The organism is Caldimonas sp. (assembly GCF_046291045.1).
Lineage (GTDB): Bacteria > Pseudomonadota > Gammaproteobacteria > Burkholderiales > Burkholderiaceae_C > Caldimonas.
Genome location: NZ_JBKBSL010000010.1, coordinates 1 through 15,625, shown reverse-complemented (window position 1 = coordinate 15,625; position 15,625 = coordinate 1). Strand labels below are relative to the sequence as shown.

Genomic DNA, 15,625 nt, shown 5'->3' with positions numbered 1-15,625 from the left:
CAGCCCCATGACCACCACGATCCAGCACGACGACCTCGTCGAAAGCGTGGCTGCCGCCCTGCAGTACATCAGCTACTACCACCCGGCCGACTACATCGCCCATCTGGCGCGCGCCTACGAGCGCGAGGAGTCGCCGGCGGCCAAGGATGCGATCGCCCAGATCCTCACCAACTCGCGCATGAGCGCCGAAGGCCGCCGCCCGATCTGCCAGGACACCGGTATCGTCAACGTCTTCCTCAAGATCGGGATGGACGTGCGGTTCGCCAACTTCCCCGGCTCCATCGCCGACGCCATCAACGAAGGCGTGCGCCGCGGGTACCTGAACCCGGACAACAAGCTGCGCGCCTCGGTGCTCGACGATCCGCACTTCGAGCGCAAGAACACCAAGGACAACACGCCCGCCGTCATCCACATGGAGCTGGTGCCTGGCAACACCGTGGACGTGACGGTGGCGGCCAAGGGCGGCGGCTCCGAGAACAAGACCAAGTTCGTGATGATGAACCCCAGCGACTCGCTGGTGGACTGGGTTCTCAAGACCGTGCCCACCATGGGCGCCGGCTGGTGCCCGCCGGGCATGCTGGGCATCGGCATCGGCGGCACGGCCGAGAAGGCCATGCTGCTGGCCAAGGAAGCCCTGATGGAGGACATCGATATGTATGAACTCCAGCAGCGCGGCCCGCGCAACAAGCTCGAGGAGCTGCGCCTGGAGCTGTACGAGAAGGTCAACGCCCTGGGCATCGGCGCACAGGGCCTGGGCGGCCTGACCACGGTGCTCGACATCAAGATCAAGACCTACCCCACGCACGCCGCCTCCAAGCCGGTGGCGATGATCCCCAACTGCGCCGCCACGCGCCATGCGCACTTCGTGCTCGATGGCTCGGGCCCGGCCTATCTGGAGCCGCCGAGTCTGGACCTGTGGCCCGACGTCCACTGGGCCCCCGACTACAACAAGAGCCGCCGGGTGGACTTGAACACGCTCACGCGCGAGGAGGTGGCAAGCTGGAAGCCCGGAGAGACGCTGCTGCTGTCCGGCCGGATGCTCACCGGCCGTGATGCCGCCCACAAGCGCATCCAGGACATGCTCTCGCGCGGCGAGAAGCTGCCGGTGGACTTCACCAACCGGGTGATCTACTACGTCGGCCCGGTCGATCCGGTGCGCGATGAGGTGGTGGGCCCGGCCGGCCCGACCACGGCCACGCGCATGGACAAGTTCACCGAGATGATGCTCAGCCAAACCGGCCTGATCGCGATGATCGGCAAGGCCGAACGCGGCCCAGCGGCCATCGAGGCGATCAAGAAGCACAAGAGCGCCTATCTGATGGCCGTGGGCGGAGCGGCCTACCTGGTCAGCAAGGCCATCAAGGGCGCCAAGGTCGTCGGCTTCGAAGACCTGGGCATGGAGGCCATCTACGAGTTCGACGTGGTCGACATGCCGGTAACAGTGGCCGTGGACGCCGGCGGCACCAGCGCCCACATCACCGGCCCGCGCGAGTGGCAGGCCCGTATCGGCAAGATCCCCGTGGCCGCCGCCTGAACCTGCGCAAGTCCCACCCGACCGGGTCGATCGACGCCCCGCGGCGAACACTGAGGGCCTGACCCGGCGCGAGCCGCCGCGAGTCGACGCCCCCCTGCGGGGTGGGCGGAGGGCTGCTGTTACGCTTGAGGTTCTCCGCCTGTCCGCGCATGGATTTCAATTTCATCAATGTTCCGCTCCTCATCGCATCGGCCCTGCTGCTCAGCAGCGTGCTGGCCGGCATGCTGTCGGCACGGGCCGGCTTCTCGTTCCTGCTGATCTTTCTGATCGCCGGCGGCCTGGCCGGCGAAGATGGTCCCGGCGGGCTGAAGTTTTCCGACTTCACGCTCAGCTTTTGGGTGGGCAACGTGGCGCTGGCCGTGATCCTGCTCGACGGCGGCTTGCGCACTTCGCTGTCGACCTTCCGCACCGGACTGAAACCTTCGTTGCTGCTGGCCACCGTGGGGGTGCTGATCACGGCCATGCTGACCGGCTTGGGAGCGATGCTGTTGCTGGATCTGCCCTGGCAACAGGGGCTGCTGCTGGGCGCCATCGTCGGCTCGACCGATGCGGCCGCCGTGTTCGCCCTGCTCAAGACCTCGGGCGTTCAGCTCAACGAGCGCGTGGCCGCCACGTTGGAGATCGAGTCGGGCATGAACGACCCCATGGCGGTCTTCCTGACGATGGCCTTCATCAGCTTGATCACGGCCGCCCCCGAAGCCGGATCGGGATGGGCCATGATGCTGTGGTCCTTCGTACAGCAGTTCGGCCTGGGCACGCTGATCGGCGTGGGCGCCGGGTTCCTCATGAGCGAGGTCGTGCATCGCCTGCCCCGCCAGCATGCCGGCGGGGGCATCATGGGCTTGCTGCTGGCGGCATCGGGCTTGCTGGTGTTCTCGCTGACCGGCATGGGCGGGGGCTCGGGCTTCCTGGCGATCTACCTGTTCGGCATGGTGCTGGGCAACCGGGGCGGCCGCCGGGTGCGTGCGGCCTTCTCGGCGATGGACGGCTATGCCTGGCTGTCGCAGGCCATCATGTTTTTGCTGCTGGGGCTGCTGGTCACCCCCTCGGGTCTGCTCGACAGCGCGTGGCCGGCCCTGGGAGTGTCAGCCATCCTGATGCTGGTCGCCCGTCCCATGGCGGTGTGGCTGTGCCTGGCACCATTCCGCTTCGCCGCCCGGGAGGTGTGGTTCATCTCTTGGGTGGGCCTGCGCGGGGCCGTGCCGATCGTGCTGGCCATCTTCCCGCTGATGGCCGGCGTGAGCCACGCGATGCTGCTGTTCCAGGTGGCTTTCGTGGTCGTGCTGGTGTCGCTGGTGCTGCAAGGCACGACGATCGGTTGGGCCGGCCGGCGCTTCGGGGTGGCCCTGCCCGACCGCGACGACGAGGAGCTCACCCGCGCCGTATTCGGCGACTTCGTGCTCGACGGCCACCAGCCCACCGGGCTGCTGTGCGAGTTCTACGGGCTACCGGCGGTGCCTGATGCGCACCTGCCTCTGTCGGAGTGGGTGGCGCGTCGACTGGGCCGCCCCGCCGTGGTGGGCGACCGCGTGCCGCTGGGCGAGGCGGTGCTGAGCGTGCGAGAAATGGACGGCCCGCGCATCCGCCGGCTGGGGCTGTCGATTCCGCTGCGCCCCGCCGGGGACGAGGACGACGCCGGCCCGCAGCAATAGCAAGGCTTCAGTCGGTGGAACCGGCCTCCCCCTCGCCAGCCGACGGGGCACGCAGATGGACCACGCGCTGGGGGTAGGGGATCTCCACGCCCCGTTCCTGGAACAGGGCCAGGATCGCGAGGTTGACGCCGGAGCGCACGTTGGCCTGGCCGTTCTCCGGGTCGGCGATCCAGAAGAAGACCGTCAGCTCCAGCCCGTCGCTGGCAAAAGCGGTCAGGTGGGCCGAGGGGCCGGGCTCGGGCAGCACCCGGGGCACCTGCCTCACACGCTCCACGATGTGTTCGCGCAGGGTCTGCACATCGGTGCCATAGGCCACTTGCACGACGGTGGACAGCAGCACGTTGCGGTCGGCCAGCGAGAGATTTTCTACCCGCGTGGTGATGAGCGTCTCGTTGGGCACGATGGACTCGCGACCATTGGGAGCACGAATCACTGTATAGCGCGTGGTGATGTCGGTCACGTGGCCTTCGAAGTTGTCCACGCGCACGAAGTCGCCGATCCGCAAAGACCTCTCGGCCAGGATCACGAAACCGCTGACGTAGTTGGCCGCCAGCTTCTGCAGGCCAAAGCCGATGCCCACCCCCAGCGCCCCGCCAAGCACCGACAGGGCCGTCAGGTCGATGCCCACCGAGGACAAGGCCACCAGCAGCCCGACGAACAGCAGCAGTGCGCGCACTGCATTGGAGGCTGCCTTGCGCAGCGACAGGCGCTCACCCACCGCCCCCTTGAGCAGCCGGGCTTCGATGGCAGCGGAGATCCACAAGGCCACCATCATCACGAAGCCGGCCGACAACGTGCCTTCGAGGATCTGGCGCAGCGTCAGGGTGGAGCCGCCAAGCTTCCACTGGATGCCCTCGAGCTCGTCCAGCAAGACCGGCAGGGCCCCCGTGATCCACAGCACCACCGCGATCCAGGCCAGCCAGGAGATCGTGCGCTCGGCCGCGCGCATGAGGGCCGAGCCCGGAAAGGCCGCCGACAACACGCGCACGCTCATGCGGATGATCACCAGCGACATCAGCACCGGCACGGCCACGCGGAACACGGCGATCGGCACCAGGCCCTCGGCCGCCAGACGCGCACCGTACACCAGGGCCAGGGCCACGACGGGGAACAACACGCCATCGACGATGCGCCGGCCGAACCAGATCGAGGCCTCGGGGATGCGCGGGCCGCGCACAAGCCGCACCAAGGCCCAGGCCAGCCCCAGGCAAGCCACGATCACGCCGGTTTCGATCAGCGAGGAGGGCTGGACGATCGCCGCCAGCAGGTCTTGGAGATCTTTGGGAGCAGCAGGGGAAGATGCCATCGCGCAGTGCCGGTAGTGGACGCGGCGCGAAGCATAGCGCCCCGCGCCACGGCGGCGCCGTTCACACCCCGGCCAGCACGCGCAGATGGGCCGCGACGCTGCGCGCCAGCGCACCGAGGTGATAGCCGCCCTCCAGGCAGGACACCACGCGTCCCTTGGCGTGGCGCTCGGCGACGTCCATCACCCGCCGGGTGATCCATTCGTAGTCGGCCTCGACCAGGCCGAGCTGGCCCAGGTCGTCGTCGCGGTGGGCGTCGAAGCCGGCGGAGACGAAGATCATCTGCGGCCGGAAGCGCTCCAGGCGCGGCATCCAGATCATCTCGATCAGTTCGCGCACGTCCATGCCCTTGGTGTAGGCCGGCACCGGCAGGTTGCACATGTTGCCTGCCGAGGGCTGGTCCCCACTGTAGGGGTACAGCGGATGCTGGAAGAAGCTGACCATCAGCACACGGTCGTCGCCGGCCAGGATGTCCTCGGTGCCGTTGCCATGGTGCACATCGAAGTCGACCACCGCCACGCGCTGCAGGCCGCGCACGTCCAGTGCGTGGCGTGCGGCCACCGCGACGTTGTTGAAGAAACAAAAGCCCATGGCCTGGCTGCGCGTGGCGTGGTGGCCGGGCGGACGCACGGCGCAAAAGGCGTTCTCCAGCTCACCGTCGATCACCGCGTCGGTGGCGGCCACCGCTGCGCCGGCGGCCCGCAGCGCGGCCGTCCAGGTGTGCGGCCCCACCACCGTGTCCATGTCGACGGCACGCCGTTCCCCCGAGGCGGCCACCTGTTCCATGAAATCCTTGAGGTTGGCAACGTAGGCCGCATGGTGGGCCCGTTCGAGATCACGCAGGTCGGCCAGCGGCGCCTCGCGGCGCTGCAAGGCCACGTCCAGTCCGGTGGCGATCAGGTGGTCTTCGATGGCGGCGAGCCGCTCGGGGCATTCGGGGTGACCGGGCCCCATGTCGTGGCGCCTGCAGTCGGGGTGACTGAAATAGCCGGTGGCCATCGTGAACTTGTCCCCTTGGGGTCTTTGCGTTTTCGGGTAAGGTCCGCGCCATGAATGCGCCGGCCTTCCCCGACTTGCACAGCCAGCTTCAGCGGCTGCGCGACCAGATTAACACGATCATCGTGGGCAAACCGGCCCAGGTGGACGATTGCCTGGCCTGCCTGCTGGCCGGCGGCCACTTGCTGATCGAGGACGTGCCCGGCGTGGGCAAGACCACCCTGGCGCATGCCCTGGCGGTGTCGCTGGGGCTGCGCTTGTCCCGCGTGCAGTTCACCGCCGACCTGATGCCCACCGACCTGGTGGGCGTGAGCGTCTACGAGCGCGGCAAGGAAGCCTTCGTCTTCCACCCCGGCCCGGTGTTCGCCCAGGTGCTGCTGGCCGACGAGATCAACCGCGCCGGCCCCAAGACCCAAAGCGCGTTGCTCGAAGCGATGGAGGAGCACCAGGTCAGCGTCGAAGGCGAGACCCGCCCCCTGCCCTCGCCCTTCTTCGTGATCGCCACGCAAAACCCCAACGACCAGCTCGGCACCTATGCCTTGCCCGAGTCCCAGCTCGACCGCTTCATGATGTGCATCACCCTGGGCTACCCGGACCGTGCGGCCGAGCGCGAGCTGCTGGCCGGGCAGGATCGCCGCGATGTGCTGACCCGCCTGCAGCCGGTGATGAGTCCGGCCGAGCTGCTAGCCGCCCAGCAGGCGGTGGGAGCGGTGCATGCGGCCGCCGCGCTGCTGGACTACCTGCAAGACCTGATCGCCGCCACACGCGATGGCCGATGGTTCGTCGAGGGCCTGAGCCCGCGCGCCGGGCTGGCCGTACTGCGCGCCGCACGTGCTCGTGCCCTGCTGGCGCGGCGCGACTACGTGGCCCCCGACGACATCCAGGCCGTCCTGCCGCAGACCATCGCGCACCGCCTGCAGCCCCTGCCGGGCAGCGGACGCGGGCGCGTGGAGCAGGTGCGCGCCCTGCTCGAGGCCGTGCCCCTGCCCTGAGCCGATGAGCGCCTCGATCCCGATGGCGCGCGGGCGGCCCTGGCGCGAACGATGGCAACGCTGGTGGGCCCTGCGCCATCCGCGCAGCGACAACCTGCAACTCACCCAGCGCAACGTCTACATCCTGCCCACCCGCCCCGGGGCCCTGTTCGCCCTGACCTTGCTGGTGTTGCTGCTGGCCTCGATCAACTACCAGCTCAACCTCGGCTACCTGCTGACCTTTCTGCTCGCCGGCGCGGCGGTGGTGGGCATGCACATGACCCATGGCACTCTGCGCGGCCTGGGCCTGTCGCTGCGCCCCCCGGCCCCCTGCTTCGCCGGCGAGGATGCGCAGATCGAGGTCACGCTGCAGCACACCCGGCCGCGTGCTCGCCATGGCATCGGGCTGCGGGTGGCAGCGCCCGGGCCGCAGTCGGCTGCCTGGGCCTGGACGGACGTGCCCGCCGCCGGCAGGGCCCAGGTGCATCTGAGCTTCCGGACACCCCGGCGCGGCTGGCAGGACGTCCCACCGCTGCGCATCGAGACCCGCTTCCCGCTGGGCGTCTTCAAGGTCTGGACATTGTGGCGACCCGCCGCCCGGGTGCTGGTCTATCCCCGTCCCGAGCCCCGCCCTCCAGGACTGCCGCCGCCCCAGGCCCGTCCCGGTGGCCCGGCCGCCAGCGCGGACCCGTCGGGGCTGGACACCGAAGGCGTGCGCGTCTATCGCCGTGGCGACCCTCCCCGGCGCGTGGCGTGGAAGAAGGTGGCCAAGACCGACCAGCTGGTCAGCCGTGAGGGCGCCGCCACCGCCCAGCTCGAACTCTGGCTGGACTGGCAACTCGCTGGCGGGTCCGATGCCGAGCAACGCCTGTCCCGCTTGTGCGCCTGGGTGCTGGCGGCCGAGCAGCGCGGCCTGCGCTATGGCCTGCGCCTGCCCGGCCTGGAACTGCCGCCCGGGCGCGGCCAGGCGCATCAGCGTGCCTGCCTGGAAGGCTTGGCCTTGTGGTCATGACACCCCAGCGCTCGCTGCCCCGCCCCGTCGCAACCTGGTCGCGACTGCGCACCTTGCCGCGCGAGGCGCGCGACACCCTGTTCCTGCTGGCCGTGATCGCCTGGGTGGTGGCCCCCCACGCGGGTCACCTGCCTCTGTGGTGCACCGGCCTGACGGCGGCCATGCTCGCCTGGCGTGCCCGCCTGGCGCTCCTGGGCCGCGCGCTGCCCTCTCGCTGGGTGATGGTGGGATGGCTGCTGCTGGCCGTGGCTGCCACGGCCTGGACCCATCGCACCCTGCTGGGCAAGGACGCCGGCGTGACCCTGCTGGTCGTGCTGGTGGCCCTGAAGACGCTCGAACTGCGTGCGCGGCGCGATGCCTTCGTGGTCTTCTTCCTGGGCTTCTTCCTGGTCCTGACCCACTTCCTGTACTCCCAAGCCCTGCCGGTGGCGGTGGCGATGGTGGTCGCCGTCTGGGGTCTGCTCACCGCCTTGGTCCTGGCCCACATGCCGGTGGGCCTGCCCAGCCTGCGCCAGGCGGCGGGGCTGGCCGCGCGCATGTGCCTGCTGGGCGCGCCGATCATGGTGGTGCTCTTTCTGCTGTTCCCCCGCATCGCCCCGCTGTGGGGCGTGCCCGGCGACGGCCTGGACGCCCGCACCGGCCTGTCCAACCGCCTGAGCCTGGGCAGCGTGGCCGAGCTGGCCCTGGACGATAGCGTGGCGATGACCTTGCGCTTCTTCGGTCCGGCCCCACCGCCCGAAAGCCTGTACTTCCGCGGGCCGGTGCTCAGCGAGTTCGACGGCCGGGAATGGCGCCCCCTGTCGCCCGGCCTCTTCCTGCCCGGCCTGCTGCGCCCCGACACGCGCCCGGATGCCGCCAGCGGCATCGACTACGAGATCACGCTGGAGCCCACCAAGGTGGCCGTGCTGCCCCTGCCGGAGCTCACGCCCGGGTTGCCGCCCGGCCTGCCCGAGGATCTGCGGCTGCGCCTGCGCGCCGACCTGCAGTGGACCGCCAGCCGCCCCCTGGACGACCGGCTGCGCCTGCGCTCCACGGCCTATCCGCGCTTCGAGCACGGCCCTGTGGAGCCAGTGGCCGGGCTGCGACACTATGTCGAGCTGCCGCCGGGCTACAACCCGCGCACCCTGGCCTGGGCCGCCGAGATGCGCCGCGACCCGCGCCTGGCCCAGGCCGATGCCGACACCCTGGCGCAGGCCCTGCTGCGCCACATCCGCAGCGCCGGCTACACCTACACGCTGACCCCGGGTGTCTACGGAGACGCGCAAGGCCGTCATGCGATCGACGAATTCTGGCTCGACCGCCGCGAAGGCTTTTGCGAACATTTCGCCGCGGCCGTCACCGTGGTGCTGCGCGCCCTGGACGTGCCCGCACGCATCGTGACCGGCTACCAGGGGGCCGAACGCAACCCAGTAGACGGCTACTACCTGGTGCGCAACAGCTTCGCCCACGCCTGGGTGGAGTACTGGCAGCCCGGACGGGGCTGGGTGCGGCTGGATCCCACCGCCGCCGTCGCCCCCGACCGCATCGTGCGACACACCCCGCTGCGCCCGGCCCCCGGCCTGCTGGCCGCGGCCTTGGGCAACGTCACCCCCGGCCTGGTGGCGCAGCTGCGCCACCAGTGGCAGGCCCTGAACACCGCCTGGAATCAGTGGGTGCTGAACCACTCGCGCGGCCGCCAGCTCGAACTGCTGCGCCATCTGGGCCTGCGTTCGCCGAGCTGGCACGACCTGGTGCTCGTGCTGCTGGGCCTGCTGGTCGCGGCCAGTCTGGCCGGTGCGGGCTGGGCCTGGTGGGAAAGACGCCACGTGGACCCCTGGCTGGCCACCCTGCGCCGCATGCGCGCCGAGCTGGCCCGGCACGGGTTGGCCAGCGACGACACCACCGCCCCGCGGGAGCTGGCCCGGCGGGCCCGCAAGCGCTGGGGCCCTGCAGCCCAGGCCGTGGAGGCCGTGCTGCTGGAGCTGGAGACCCTGCGCTACGCCCCCAGGGCCTCGCCACCGCTGCGCGGGCCCACTACACTGAGCCGCAGCACGCTGCGTGCCCTGCTGCGCCGCCTGCGCCAGCAGGCCCGACACTTGCCCCATGCCTGACACCTCGTACCGCCTGCCCCGCCTGTCCTGGACTCTCGCCCTCGGGAGTCTGGCCTGCATCCTGGCCTGGGCCGCCCCCGCCCCGGCCCAACCCCCGTCCAAGCGGCCGGCTGCCGAAAGCACCGCACCCACCTATGCTGGCCGCGCCGACGCCATGGCCTTGGCCGACGAAATCGCCCAACGCCATGGGCTGGACGCCACATGGGTGCGTGGCCATCTGGCCCAGGCCCGAGTGCTCGCCGCGGTGCAGCGCCTGATCATGCCCCCTGCGGCCGGCACGGCCAAGGACTGGGCGGCCTACCGTACCCGCTTCATCGAGCCGCAGCGGGTGCGCCGCGGCGCCGAGTTCTGGCGCGAGCACGCCGCCTGGCTGCGCAAGGCCGAGGCCTTGTACGGTGTGCCTGCGGAGGTCGTCGTCGGCATCATCGGCGTGGAGACGCTTTACGGGCGCCACATGGGCGGCTTCCGGGCGCTGGACGCCCTGGCCACGCTGAGCCTGGACTTCCCCCCCGGTCGGCGCGACCGCAGCGCCTTCTTCCGCGAGGAACTGGCCCAACTCTTCGTGCTGGCTGCCAGCGAGGGACTCGACCCGGCGTCGCTGCGCGGCTCCTACGCGGGTGCCTTGGGCATGCCGCAGTTCATGCCCAGCAGTTGGAACCGCTATGCCGTGGATTTCGACGGCGACGGCCGGGTGGACCTGCACGGCAGCGTGCCCGACGTGATCGGCAGCGTCGCGCACTACCTGGCCGAGTTCGGCTGGACACCGGGACTGCCGACCCATTTCGAGGTGCGCGCGCCCGTGGACACGGCCCAGCGGGCCGAGCTGCTGGCCCCCGACATCGTGCCCAGCTTCACCGCCCAGGAATTCCTCGACCGCCAGGCCTGGCTGCCCGAGGCCGCCTTGGGGCATGCGGGCCTGCTCGCGCTCGTGGAACTGCAAAATGGCGCGGCCGCGCCCAGCTATGTGGCGGGCACGTCGAACTTCTACGCGATCACGCGCTACAACTGGTCGAGCTACTACGCGATGGCCGTCATCGAACTCGGTTCGGCGGTGGCGCAGGCCGTGCAGGCCCAGGCCCCGGTGCGCCAGGTCAGCGCGGGCCGGCCGGACTGAACAGATCGTCGGGCAGGTCGGTGATTTCGGTCACCTCCAAGCCCTTTTCGAGCTCGTGGGCCGAATCCATCCACCAGGTTTTCTCGGCGGCTCCCTCGATGCGCCGCGTCGGCAGCGCGTCCCCGGAGGCGCTCACACCGGAGTCGTCAGACGCCGCGGCGTTTCCTCGAGCGGCCCGAGGGGTGCGCGGGCTGGACTTGCTGGTGAAGGAAAACATGGGCGACCCCTGACTGCTGATCTGGCACCCATGATGCGTTGCCTGGACGCGCCCGGCAATCCCCGCATTCATGTGGGAAGCCCACCCAGCCGTTGCAGGGCGAGCACAGCATCACGTCCTGGCCGTGTTCGTTAGACGAGCACGGCCTGGCGATCAAGGCGTCGAGCCGCCCGGCTCGGGGCGGCCGGGCGCCAGGCTCTCAGGCCATGGGAACCAGGAAATCGCGGCTGATCCCACGGCCCAGATCTCCGATGCGGTCGAGGAACTGGGTCAGGTAGGCGTGCAGTCCGGTGGACAGTATCTCGTCGATGCGGGCGTACTGCAGGTCGGCATGCAGTCGTCCGGCGCGTCGCCGGGTCTCGGCGGACTGCTCGTTGGCCACGTGCGTGAGGTTGGACACCACCTCGGCCACGCAAGCCGCCAGCGAACGCGGCATGTCCGGGCGCAGGATCAGCAGCTCGGCCACCTTCTCGGGCCGGATCACGTCGCGGTAGACCTTGCGGTAGACCTCGAAGCCCGACACCGACCGCAGGATCGCCGACCAGTGGTAGAAGTCGTACTCCTGCTCCCGGGCGGCCTGGCTGCCGAAGAAGTCGCCGTCCATGCCCTGGAACTTGACATCCAGCAACCGCGCCGTGTTGTCCGCGCGCTCCAGGAAGGTGCCCAAGCGCAGGAAGTGGAAGGCTTCGTCCTGAAGCATCGTGCCCAGGGTCACGCCGCGCGAGAGGTGCGAGCGGAACTTCACCCATTCGAACACCTCGCCCGGCTCGCGCTCGAAGCGCCCCTCGGCGATCAGCCGCCGGAACTCCAGCCAGGTCTGGTTCTGCGTCTCCCAGACCTCGGTGGTGAGCGTGCCGCGCACCGCGCGCGCGTTCTCGCGGGCCGCGCGCAGGCACGACAGGATGCTCGAGGGGTTGCACTCGTCGCAGACCATGTAGTGCATCACCTGGCGGGAGTGGATCGCACCGTAGCGCCCGGTGTAGTCGCCCACCAGCTCGCAGATGCCCAGCAGCCCGCGCCACAGCAGCTCGGCCGAAGCCGCGCCGCGCGGCATCAGCAGCGTCTGGTAGTTCACGTCGAGCATGCGGGCGGTGTTCTCCGCCCTCTCCATGTACCGCGCCATCCAGAAGAGGTGGTCCGCCGTTCGGGAAAGCATGGTCAGTCCTCCAGTACCCAGGTGTCCTTGGTGCCCCCGCCCTGCGAGGAATTGACGACGAGCGAGCCCTCGGCGAGCGCCACGCGCGTGAGGCCGCCGGGCACCATCTGCACGGTCCGGCCGGTCAGCACGAAGGGGCGCAGGTCGATGTGGCGCGGCGCGATGCCGCTGTCGACGAAGGTCGGGCAGGTCGACAGGCTCAGCGTGGGCTGGGCGATGTAGCCGGCCGGATCGGCCAGCAGCCGCGTCCGGAAGGCCTCGATCTCGGCCTTGGTGGCCGCCGGCCCCACCAGCATGCCGTAGCCGCCGGCGCCGTGCACTTCCTTGACCACCAGGTCGGCCAGGTGGTCGAGCACGTACTTCAGGTCCTGCGGCTCGCGGCACAGATAGGTGGGCACGTTGTCCAGCAGGGGCTTCTCGCCCAGGTAGAACTCCACCATCTTCGGTACATAGGGATAGATCGACTTGTCATCGGCGATCCCGGTGCCGATGGCGTTGGCCACCGTCACGTTGCCGGCACGGTAGACGTCGAGCAGGCCCGCGCAGCCCAGGACCGAGTCGGGCCGGAACGCCAGCGGGTCGAGGAAGTCGTCGTCCACGCGGCGGTAGATCACATCCACGCGCCGCGGGCCGCGCGTCGTGCGCATGTAGAGGAAGCGGTCCTTCACGAACAGGTCCTGGCCTTCGACCAGTTCCACGCCCATCTGCTGCGCCAGGAAGGCATGCTCGAAGTAGGCCGAGTTGTACATGCCCGGCGTGAGCACCACCACGGTGGGCTCGCTCACGCCGGCCGGCGCGACGGCACGCAGCGACTCGAGCAGCAGGTCGGGGTAATGAGCCACGGGGGCCACGGCATGCTCGCTGAACAACTCGGGAAACAGCCGCATCATCATCTTGCGGTTCTCGAGCATGTAGCTCACGCCGCTGGGCACGCGCAGATTGTCTTCCAGCACATAGTAGCGACCGCTCCCGTCAGGCTGGGCGGCACGCACGATGTCGATGCCGGCGATGTGCGCATACACCCCGCCGCTGACATCCACGCCCTGCATCTCGGGGCGGTACTGGCTGTTGCGCAGCACCTGCTCGGCCGGCACGACGCCGGCGCGCAGGATCTCCTGGTCGTGGTAGACGTCGTGGATGAAGCGGTTGAGCGCGGTGGCCCGCTGCACCAGCCCCCGCTCCAGCGCACGCCATTCGGCCGCCGGGATGATGCGCGGGATCAGGTCGAAGGGGATGAGCCGCTCGGTGCCTGAACCGTCTTCGTCCTTGTCGCCATAGACGGCAAAGGTGATGCCCACGCGGCGAAAGATCATCTCCGCCTCCCGGCGCCGCGCCTGCATCAGGTCGCGGGGCTGACGGGCGAGCCAACGGTCGTAGATCCTGTAATGGTCACGCACCGTCGCGCTGGTGGCGTGCATCTCGTCGAAGCTGGGTCTCATCGCTCGGTTCCCCTGGCCTGGATTGAAGCAAGTTCCGGGCCCAGGGTAGATCCATGCCCTGCGGCCTCAGTGCCCCATGGTGCCAGTAACGTCGGCGCAGGTCACGCTCGCACCGCCCGCGCCCGGCCGACCAGCGGTAAGCCCCGCAGCTGGGGGTGGCGATGCGCTCGATGCCGTGTTCACCATAGCGTGCCCACACCTGCGCAGCCGGATGACCGAAGCGGCTGCGGTAGGCCACCTGGAACACCGCCACACGCGGCTGCACGGCCTGCAGGAAGTCCTCGGTGCTCGAGGTGCGGCTGCCATGGTGCGGAACGAGCAGCCAGTCGGCGGCGAGCCGGTCGCCCTGGGTCTGGACCAGGCGCGCCTCCTCCCGGCGCTCGATGTCGCCGGCGAGCAGCGCCCGGTGCTGCGGGGTCGAGACCTTCAGCACGCACGACACCTGGTTGGGCTTGAGCGGCGGGGCCTGGTCCTCGGGCGCCGGGTGCAGCATCTCGAAGTCCACCCCGTCCCACCGCCAAGCCTGGCCGGCCGTGCAGGGCGTGTGCGACACCATCCAGCGACGCAGTTCGTGGTCCGGTTCCAGCGAACTCATCACCGGCGTGTCCGGGTAGGCCGTCAGCAAGGCCCGCGCCCCGCCCACGTGATCGGCGTCACGGTGCGAGAGCACCAGGCGGTCCACCCGCCGCTCGCCCAGCGACTGCAGCACCGGCAGCAGCACGCGCTGGCCCGCATCGTCGTCGGCCGAGTAGAGCGGGCCAGTGTCATACACCAGCGTGTGATGCGCGGTGCGCACCAGCACCGCTGTGCCCTGCCCCACGTCCAGCGCGATCAGCTCGAACTGCCCCGGCGCCGGGCGCGACACGGTGGGCCACAGCAGCGGCAACAACAGGGCCAGCGCGAGCAGACGCAGGACCGGCGGCAAGGGCAGCACGGCCAACGCCCCGCCGACCAGGCCGGCAGCCATCGCCCAGGCCGGCGCCGCCGCCGTCACCCACTGTGCCAGGGGCCAGGCCGCCAGCCAGGCCAAGCCGCCGGTGAGCAGCCCGAGGACCGCCGCCGCCAGATCCCACAGCGGCGCCAGAATCACCCCGAGCAGAGCCAGCGGAGTCACCAGCAGGGTCACGAGCGGCACGGCCACCAGGTTGGCGAGGAAGCCCACGACCGAGACCTGCCGGAAGCACACCAGCGTCAGCGGGGCCAGCCCCACGGTGGCGATGGCCTGGGAGCGCAGGCCAGCGCCCACCGAGCGGCGCAACCAGTCCCGCCAGCGGGCTCGGCCGCCTGGGTCAGGCTCCAAAGTGGCCTGCACCCATTCGCGGTCGCTGCCGGCCAACAGCAGCGCCACCGCGACGAAGGACAGCCAGAAGCCCGGTTGCAGCAAGGCCCAGGGATCGACGACGGCCACCACCGTGGCCACGACCAGCAGCATCCGGCCCCAGGGCCAGCGCCGCCCCAGCTGCGCCAGCACCGTCGCCGTGGCCAGCATCCACACGGTGCGCTGAGCCGGCACGCCCCAACCGGAGAACACCGCGTAGGCCACGGCCAGCACCAGACCGCCCCAGCGGGCTGCCACCGGCGCGGGCACGGCCAGCATCCAGGCCGGGTGAGCCCGCCACAGCCGGCGCAGCACCGCCGCCGCAACCCAGGCAAACATCGTGATGTGCAGGCCGCTGATGGCCATCAGATGGGCCACCCCGGTGATGCGAAACAGATCCCAGTCGGCCCGGTCGATCGCCGACTGCTCGCCCACCACCAGCGCCGCCAGCACCCCGGCCTGACGCGGATCGGTCACCCGCTCGGCGATGCGCTCGGTCACGGCCTGACGCCAGCGGTCCACGACATGCCCGTCGGCCTCGTCGAGCTTGCGATGGCGCAGGCTGCGCAGCGCGCGCACGTGACCAGTGGCACCGAAGCCGTTCTCGAAAAGCCACAGCTCCGCATCGAAACCATGAGGATTGAAGCTGCCGTGCACCTGTCGCAGGCGCACCACGAGCTGCCAGCGCTGGCCCGCCTTCAGGTCCTGCGGCGGCCGCCGCTGCAACTGGCCCTCGCGCAGTCCCCCGTGCCAGGTCAGCAAGACGCGCCGCGGCACCCCGACCTCCCGCGGGCGACGTGCACCCTGTGCATCGTCTGCCCA

12 protein-coding genes are annotated in these 15,625 nt (G+C 70.1%); 6 read left to right on the top strand and 6 right to left on the bottom strand.

The window, feature by feature from the left end:
- The first annotated feature begins 7 nt into the window (after positions 1-7).
- Positions 8-1,534, top strand: a complete 1,527-nt coding sequence (locus ACK4ZD_RS05250; RefSeq protein ID WP_409659472.1) for a fumarate hydratase — start codon at positions 8-10, stop codon at positions 1,532-1,534.
- A gap of 149 nt (positions 1,535-1,683) precedes the next feature.
- The gene (locus ACK4ZD_RS05245; RefSeq protein ID WP_409659471.1) at positions 1,684-3,186 is read left to right on the top strand and encodes a potassium/proton antiporter; all 1,503 of its coding nucleotides are present in this window, start codon (positions 1,684-1,686) and stop codon (positions 3,184-3,186) included.
- A gap of 7 nt (positions 3,187-3,193) precedes the next feature.
- On the opposite strand, the gene ACK4ZD_RS05240 is transcribed toward ACK4ZD_RS05245, so the two are convergent.
- Together ACK4ZD_RS05240 and ACK4ZD_RS05235 are read right to left on the bottom strand one after the other, a co-directional pair.
- Positions 3,194-4,492 carry a mechanosensitive ion channel family protein gene (locus ACK4ZD_RS05240; protein ID WP_409659470.1) on the bottom strand — a complete coding sequence of 433 codons (1,299 nt, stop codon included), beginning with the start codon at positions 4,490-4,492 and terminating at the stop codon, positions 3,194-3,196.
- A gap of 61 nt (positions 4,493-4,553) precedes the next feature.
- Positions 4,554-5,489, bottom strand: coding sequence for a histone deacetylase family protein (locus ACK4ZD_RS05235; RefSeq protein WP_409659469.1), 936 nt, complete (start codon positions 5,487-5,489; stop codon positions 4,554-4,556).
- Positions 5,490-5,539: 50 nt separating this feature from the next.
- On the opposite strand from ACK4ZD_RS05235, the gene ACK4ZD_RS05230 reads away from it, so the two are divergent.
- From ACK4ZD_RS05230 to mltB, 4 genes are read left to right on the top strand one after another with little or no spacing between them, the layout of a single operon-like run.
- A complete protein-coding gene (locus tag ACK4ZD_RS05230; protein ID WP_409659468.1) occupies positions 5,540-6,478 on the top strand; it encodes an AAA family ATPase in 939 nt (312 codons plus the stop codon).
- 4 nt (positions 6,479-6,482) lie between these two features.
- Positions 6,483-7,469 (top strand): DUF58 domain-containing protein, encoded by a 987-nt coding sequence (locus tag ACK4ZD_RS05225; RefSeq protein ID WP_409659467.1) that lies wholly within the window; start codon positions 6,483-6,485, stop codon positions 7,467-7,469.
- The gene (locus ACK4ZD_RS05220) at positions 7,466-9,559 is read left to right on the top strand and encodes a transglutaminaseTgpA domain-containing protein (protein ID WP_409659466.1); all 2,094 of its coding nucleotides are present in this window, start codon (positions 7,466-7,468) and stop codon (positions 9,557-9,559) included. The genes ACK4ZD_RS05225 and ACK4ZD_RS05220 overlap by 4 nt, the downstream gene beginning before the upstream one ends.
- Positions 9,552-10,673, top strand: a complete 1,122-nt coding sequence (gene mltB, locus ACK4ZD_RS05215) for a lytic murein transglycosylase B (RefSeq protein ID WP_409659465.1) — start codon at positions 9,552-9,554, stop codon at positions 10,671-10,673. Before ACK4ZD_RS05220 ends, mltB begins: the two co-directional genes overlap by 8 nt.
- Here the strand turns inward: mltB and ACK4ZD_RS05210 are convergent.
- The 4 genes from ACK4ZD_RS05210 to ACK4ZD_RS05195 all read right to left on the bottom strand — a co-directional run.
- Positions 10,651-10,890, bottom strand: a complete 240-nt coding sequence (locus tag ACK4ZD_RS05210) for a hypothetical protein (RefSeq protein ID WP_409659464.1) — start codon at positions 10,888-10,890, stop codon at positions 10,651-10,653. The genes mltB and ACK4ZD_RS05210 overlap by 23 nt on opposite strands.
- Positions 10,891-11,089: 199 nt before the next feature.
- Positions 11,090-12,046, bottom strand: a complete 957-nt coding sequence (locus ACK4ZD_RS05205) for an alpha-E domain-containing protein (RefSeq protein WP_409659463.1) — start codon at positions 12,044-12,046, stop codon at positions 11,090-11,092.
- A 2-nt stretch (positions 12,047-12,048) separates the two neighbouring features.
- Complete coding sequence (locus ACK4ZD_RS05200) at positions 12,049-13,485, bottom strand: circularly permuted type 2 ATP-grasp protein (protein WP_409659462.1); 1,437 nt, start codon at positions 13,483-13,485, stop codon at positions 12,049-12,051.
- The coding region (locus ACK4ZD_RS05195; RefSeq protein WP_409659461.1) for a DNA internalization-related competence protein ComEC/Rec2 at positions 13,436-15,625 on the bottom strand (2,190 nt) is incomplete at its 5' end. The genes ACK4ZD_RS05195 and ACK4ZD_RS05200, both read right to left, overlap by 50 nt.

Bases quoted from the DNA above. Each gene is read 5' to 3' on its own strand.
- mltB (WP_409659465.1), top strand. From the start codon at position 9,552: ATGCCTGACACCTCGTACCGCCTGCCCCGCCTGTCCTGGACTCTCGCC.
- ACK4ZD_RS05245 (WP_409659471.1), top strand. From the start codon at position 1,684: ATGGATTTCAATTTCATCAATGTTCCGCTCCTCATCGCATCGGCCCTG.
- ACK4ZD_RS05230 (WP_409659468.1), top strand. From the start codon at position 5,540: ATGAATGCGCCGGCCTTCCCCGACTTGCACAGCCAGCTTCAGCGGCTG.
- ACK4ZD_RS05235 (WP_409659469.1), bottom strand. From the start codon at position 5,489: ATGGCCACCGGCTATTTCAGTCACCCCGACTGCAGGCGCCACGACATG.
- ACK4ZD_RS05210 (WP_409659464.1), bottom strand. From the start codon at position 10,890: ATGTTTTCCTTCACCAGCAAGTCCAGCCCGCGCACCCCTCGGGCCGCT.
- ACK4ZD_RS05200 (WP_409659462.1), bottom strand. From the start codon at position 13,485: ATGAGACCCAGCTTCGACGAGATGCACGCCACCAGCGCGACGGTGCGT.
- ACK4ZD_RS05250 (WP_409659472.1), top strand. From the start codon at position 8: ATGACCACCACGATCCAGCACGACGACCTCGTCGAAAGCGTGGCTGCC.
- ACK4ZD_RS05225 (WP_409659467.1), top strand. From the start codon at position 6,483: ATGAGCGCCTCGATCCCGATGGCGCGCGGGCGGCCCTGGCGCGAACGA.
- ACK4ZD_RS05220 (WP_409659466.1), top strand. From the start codon at position 7,466: ATGACACCCCAGCGCTCGCTGCCCCGCCCCGTCGCAACCTGGTCGCGA.
- ACK4ZD_RS05240 (WP_409659470.1), bottom strand. From the start codon at position 4,492: ATGGCATCTTCCCCTGCTGCTCCCAAAGATCTCCAAGACCTGCTGGCG.
- ACK4ZD_RS05205 (WP_409659463.1), bottom strand. From the start codon at position 12,046: ATGCTTTCCCGAACGGCGGACCACCTCTTCTGGATGGCGCGGTACATG.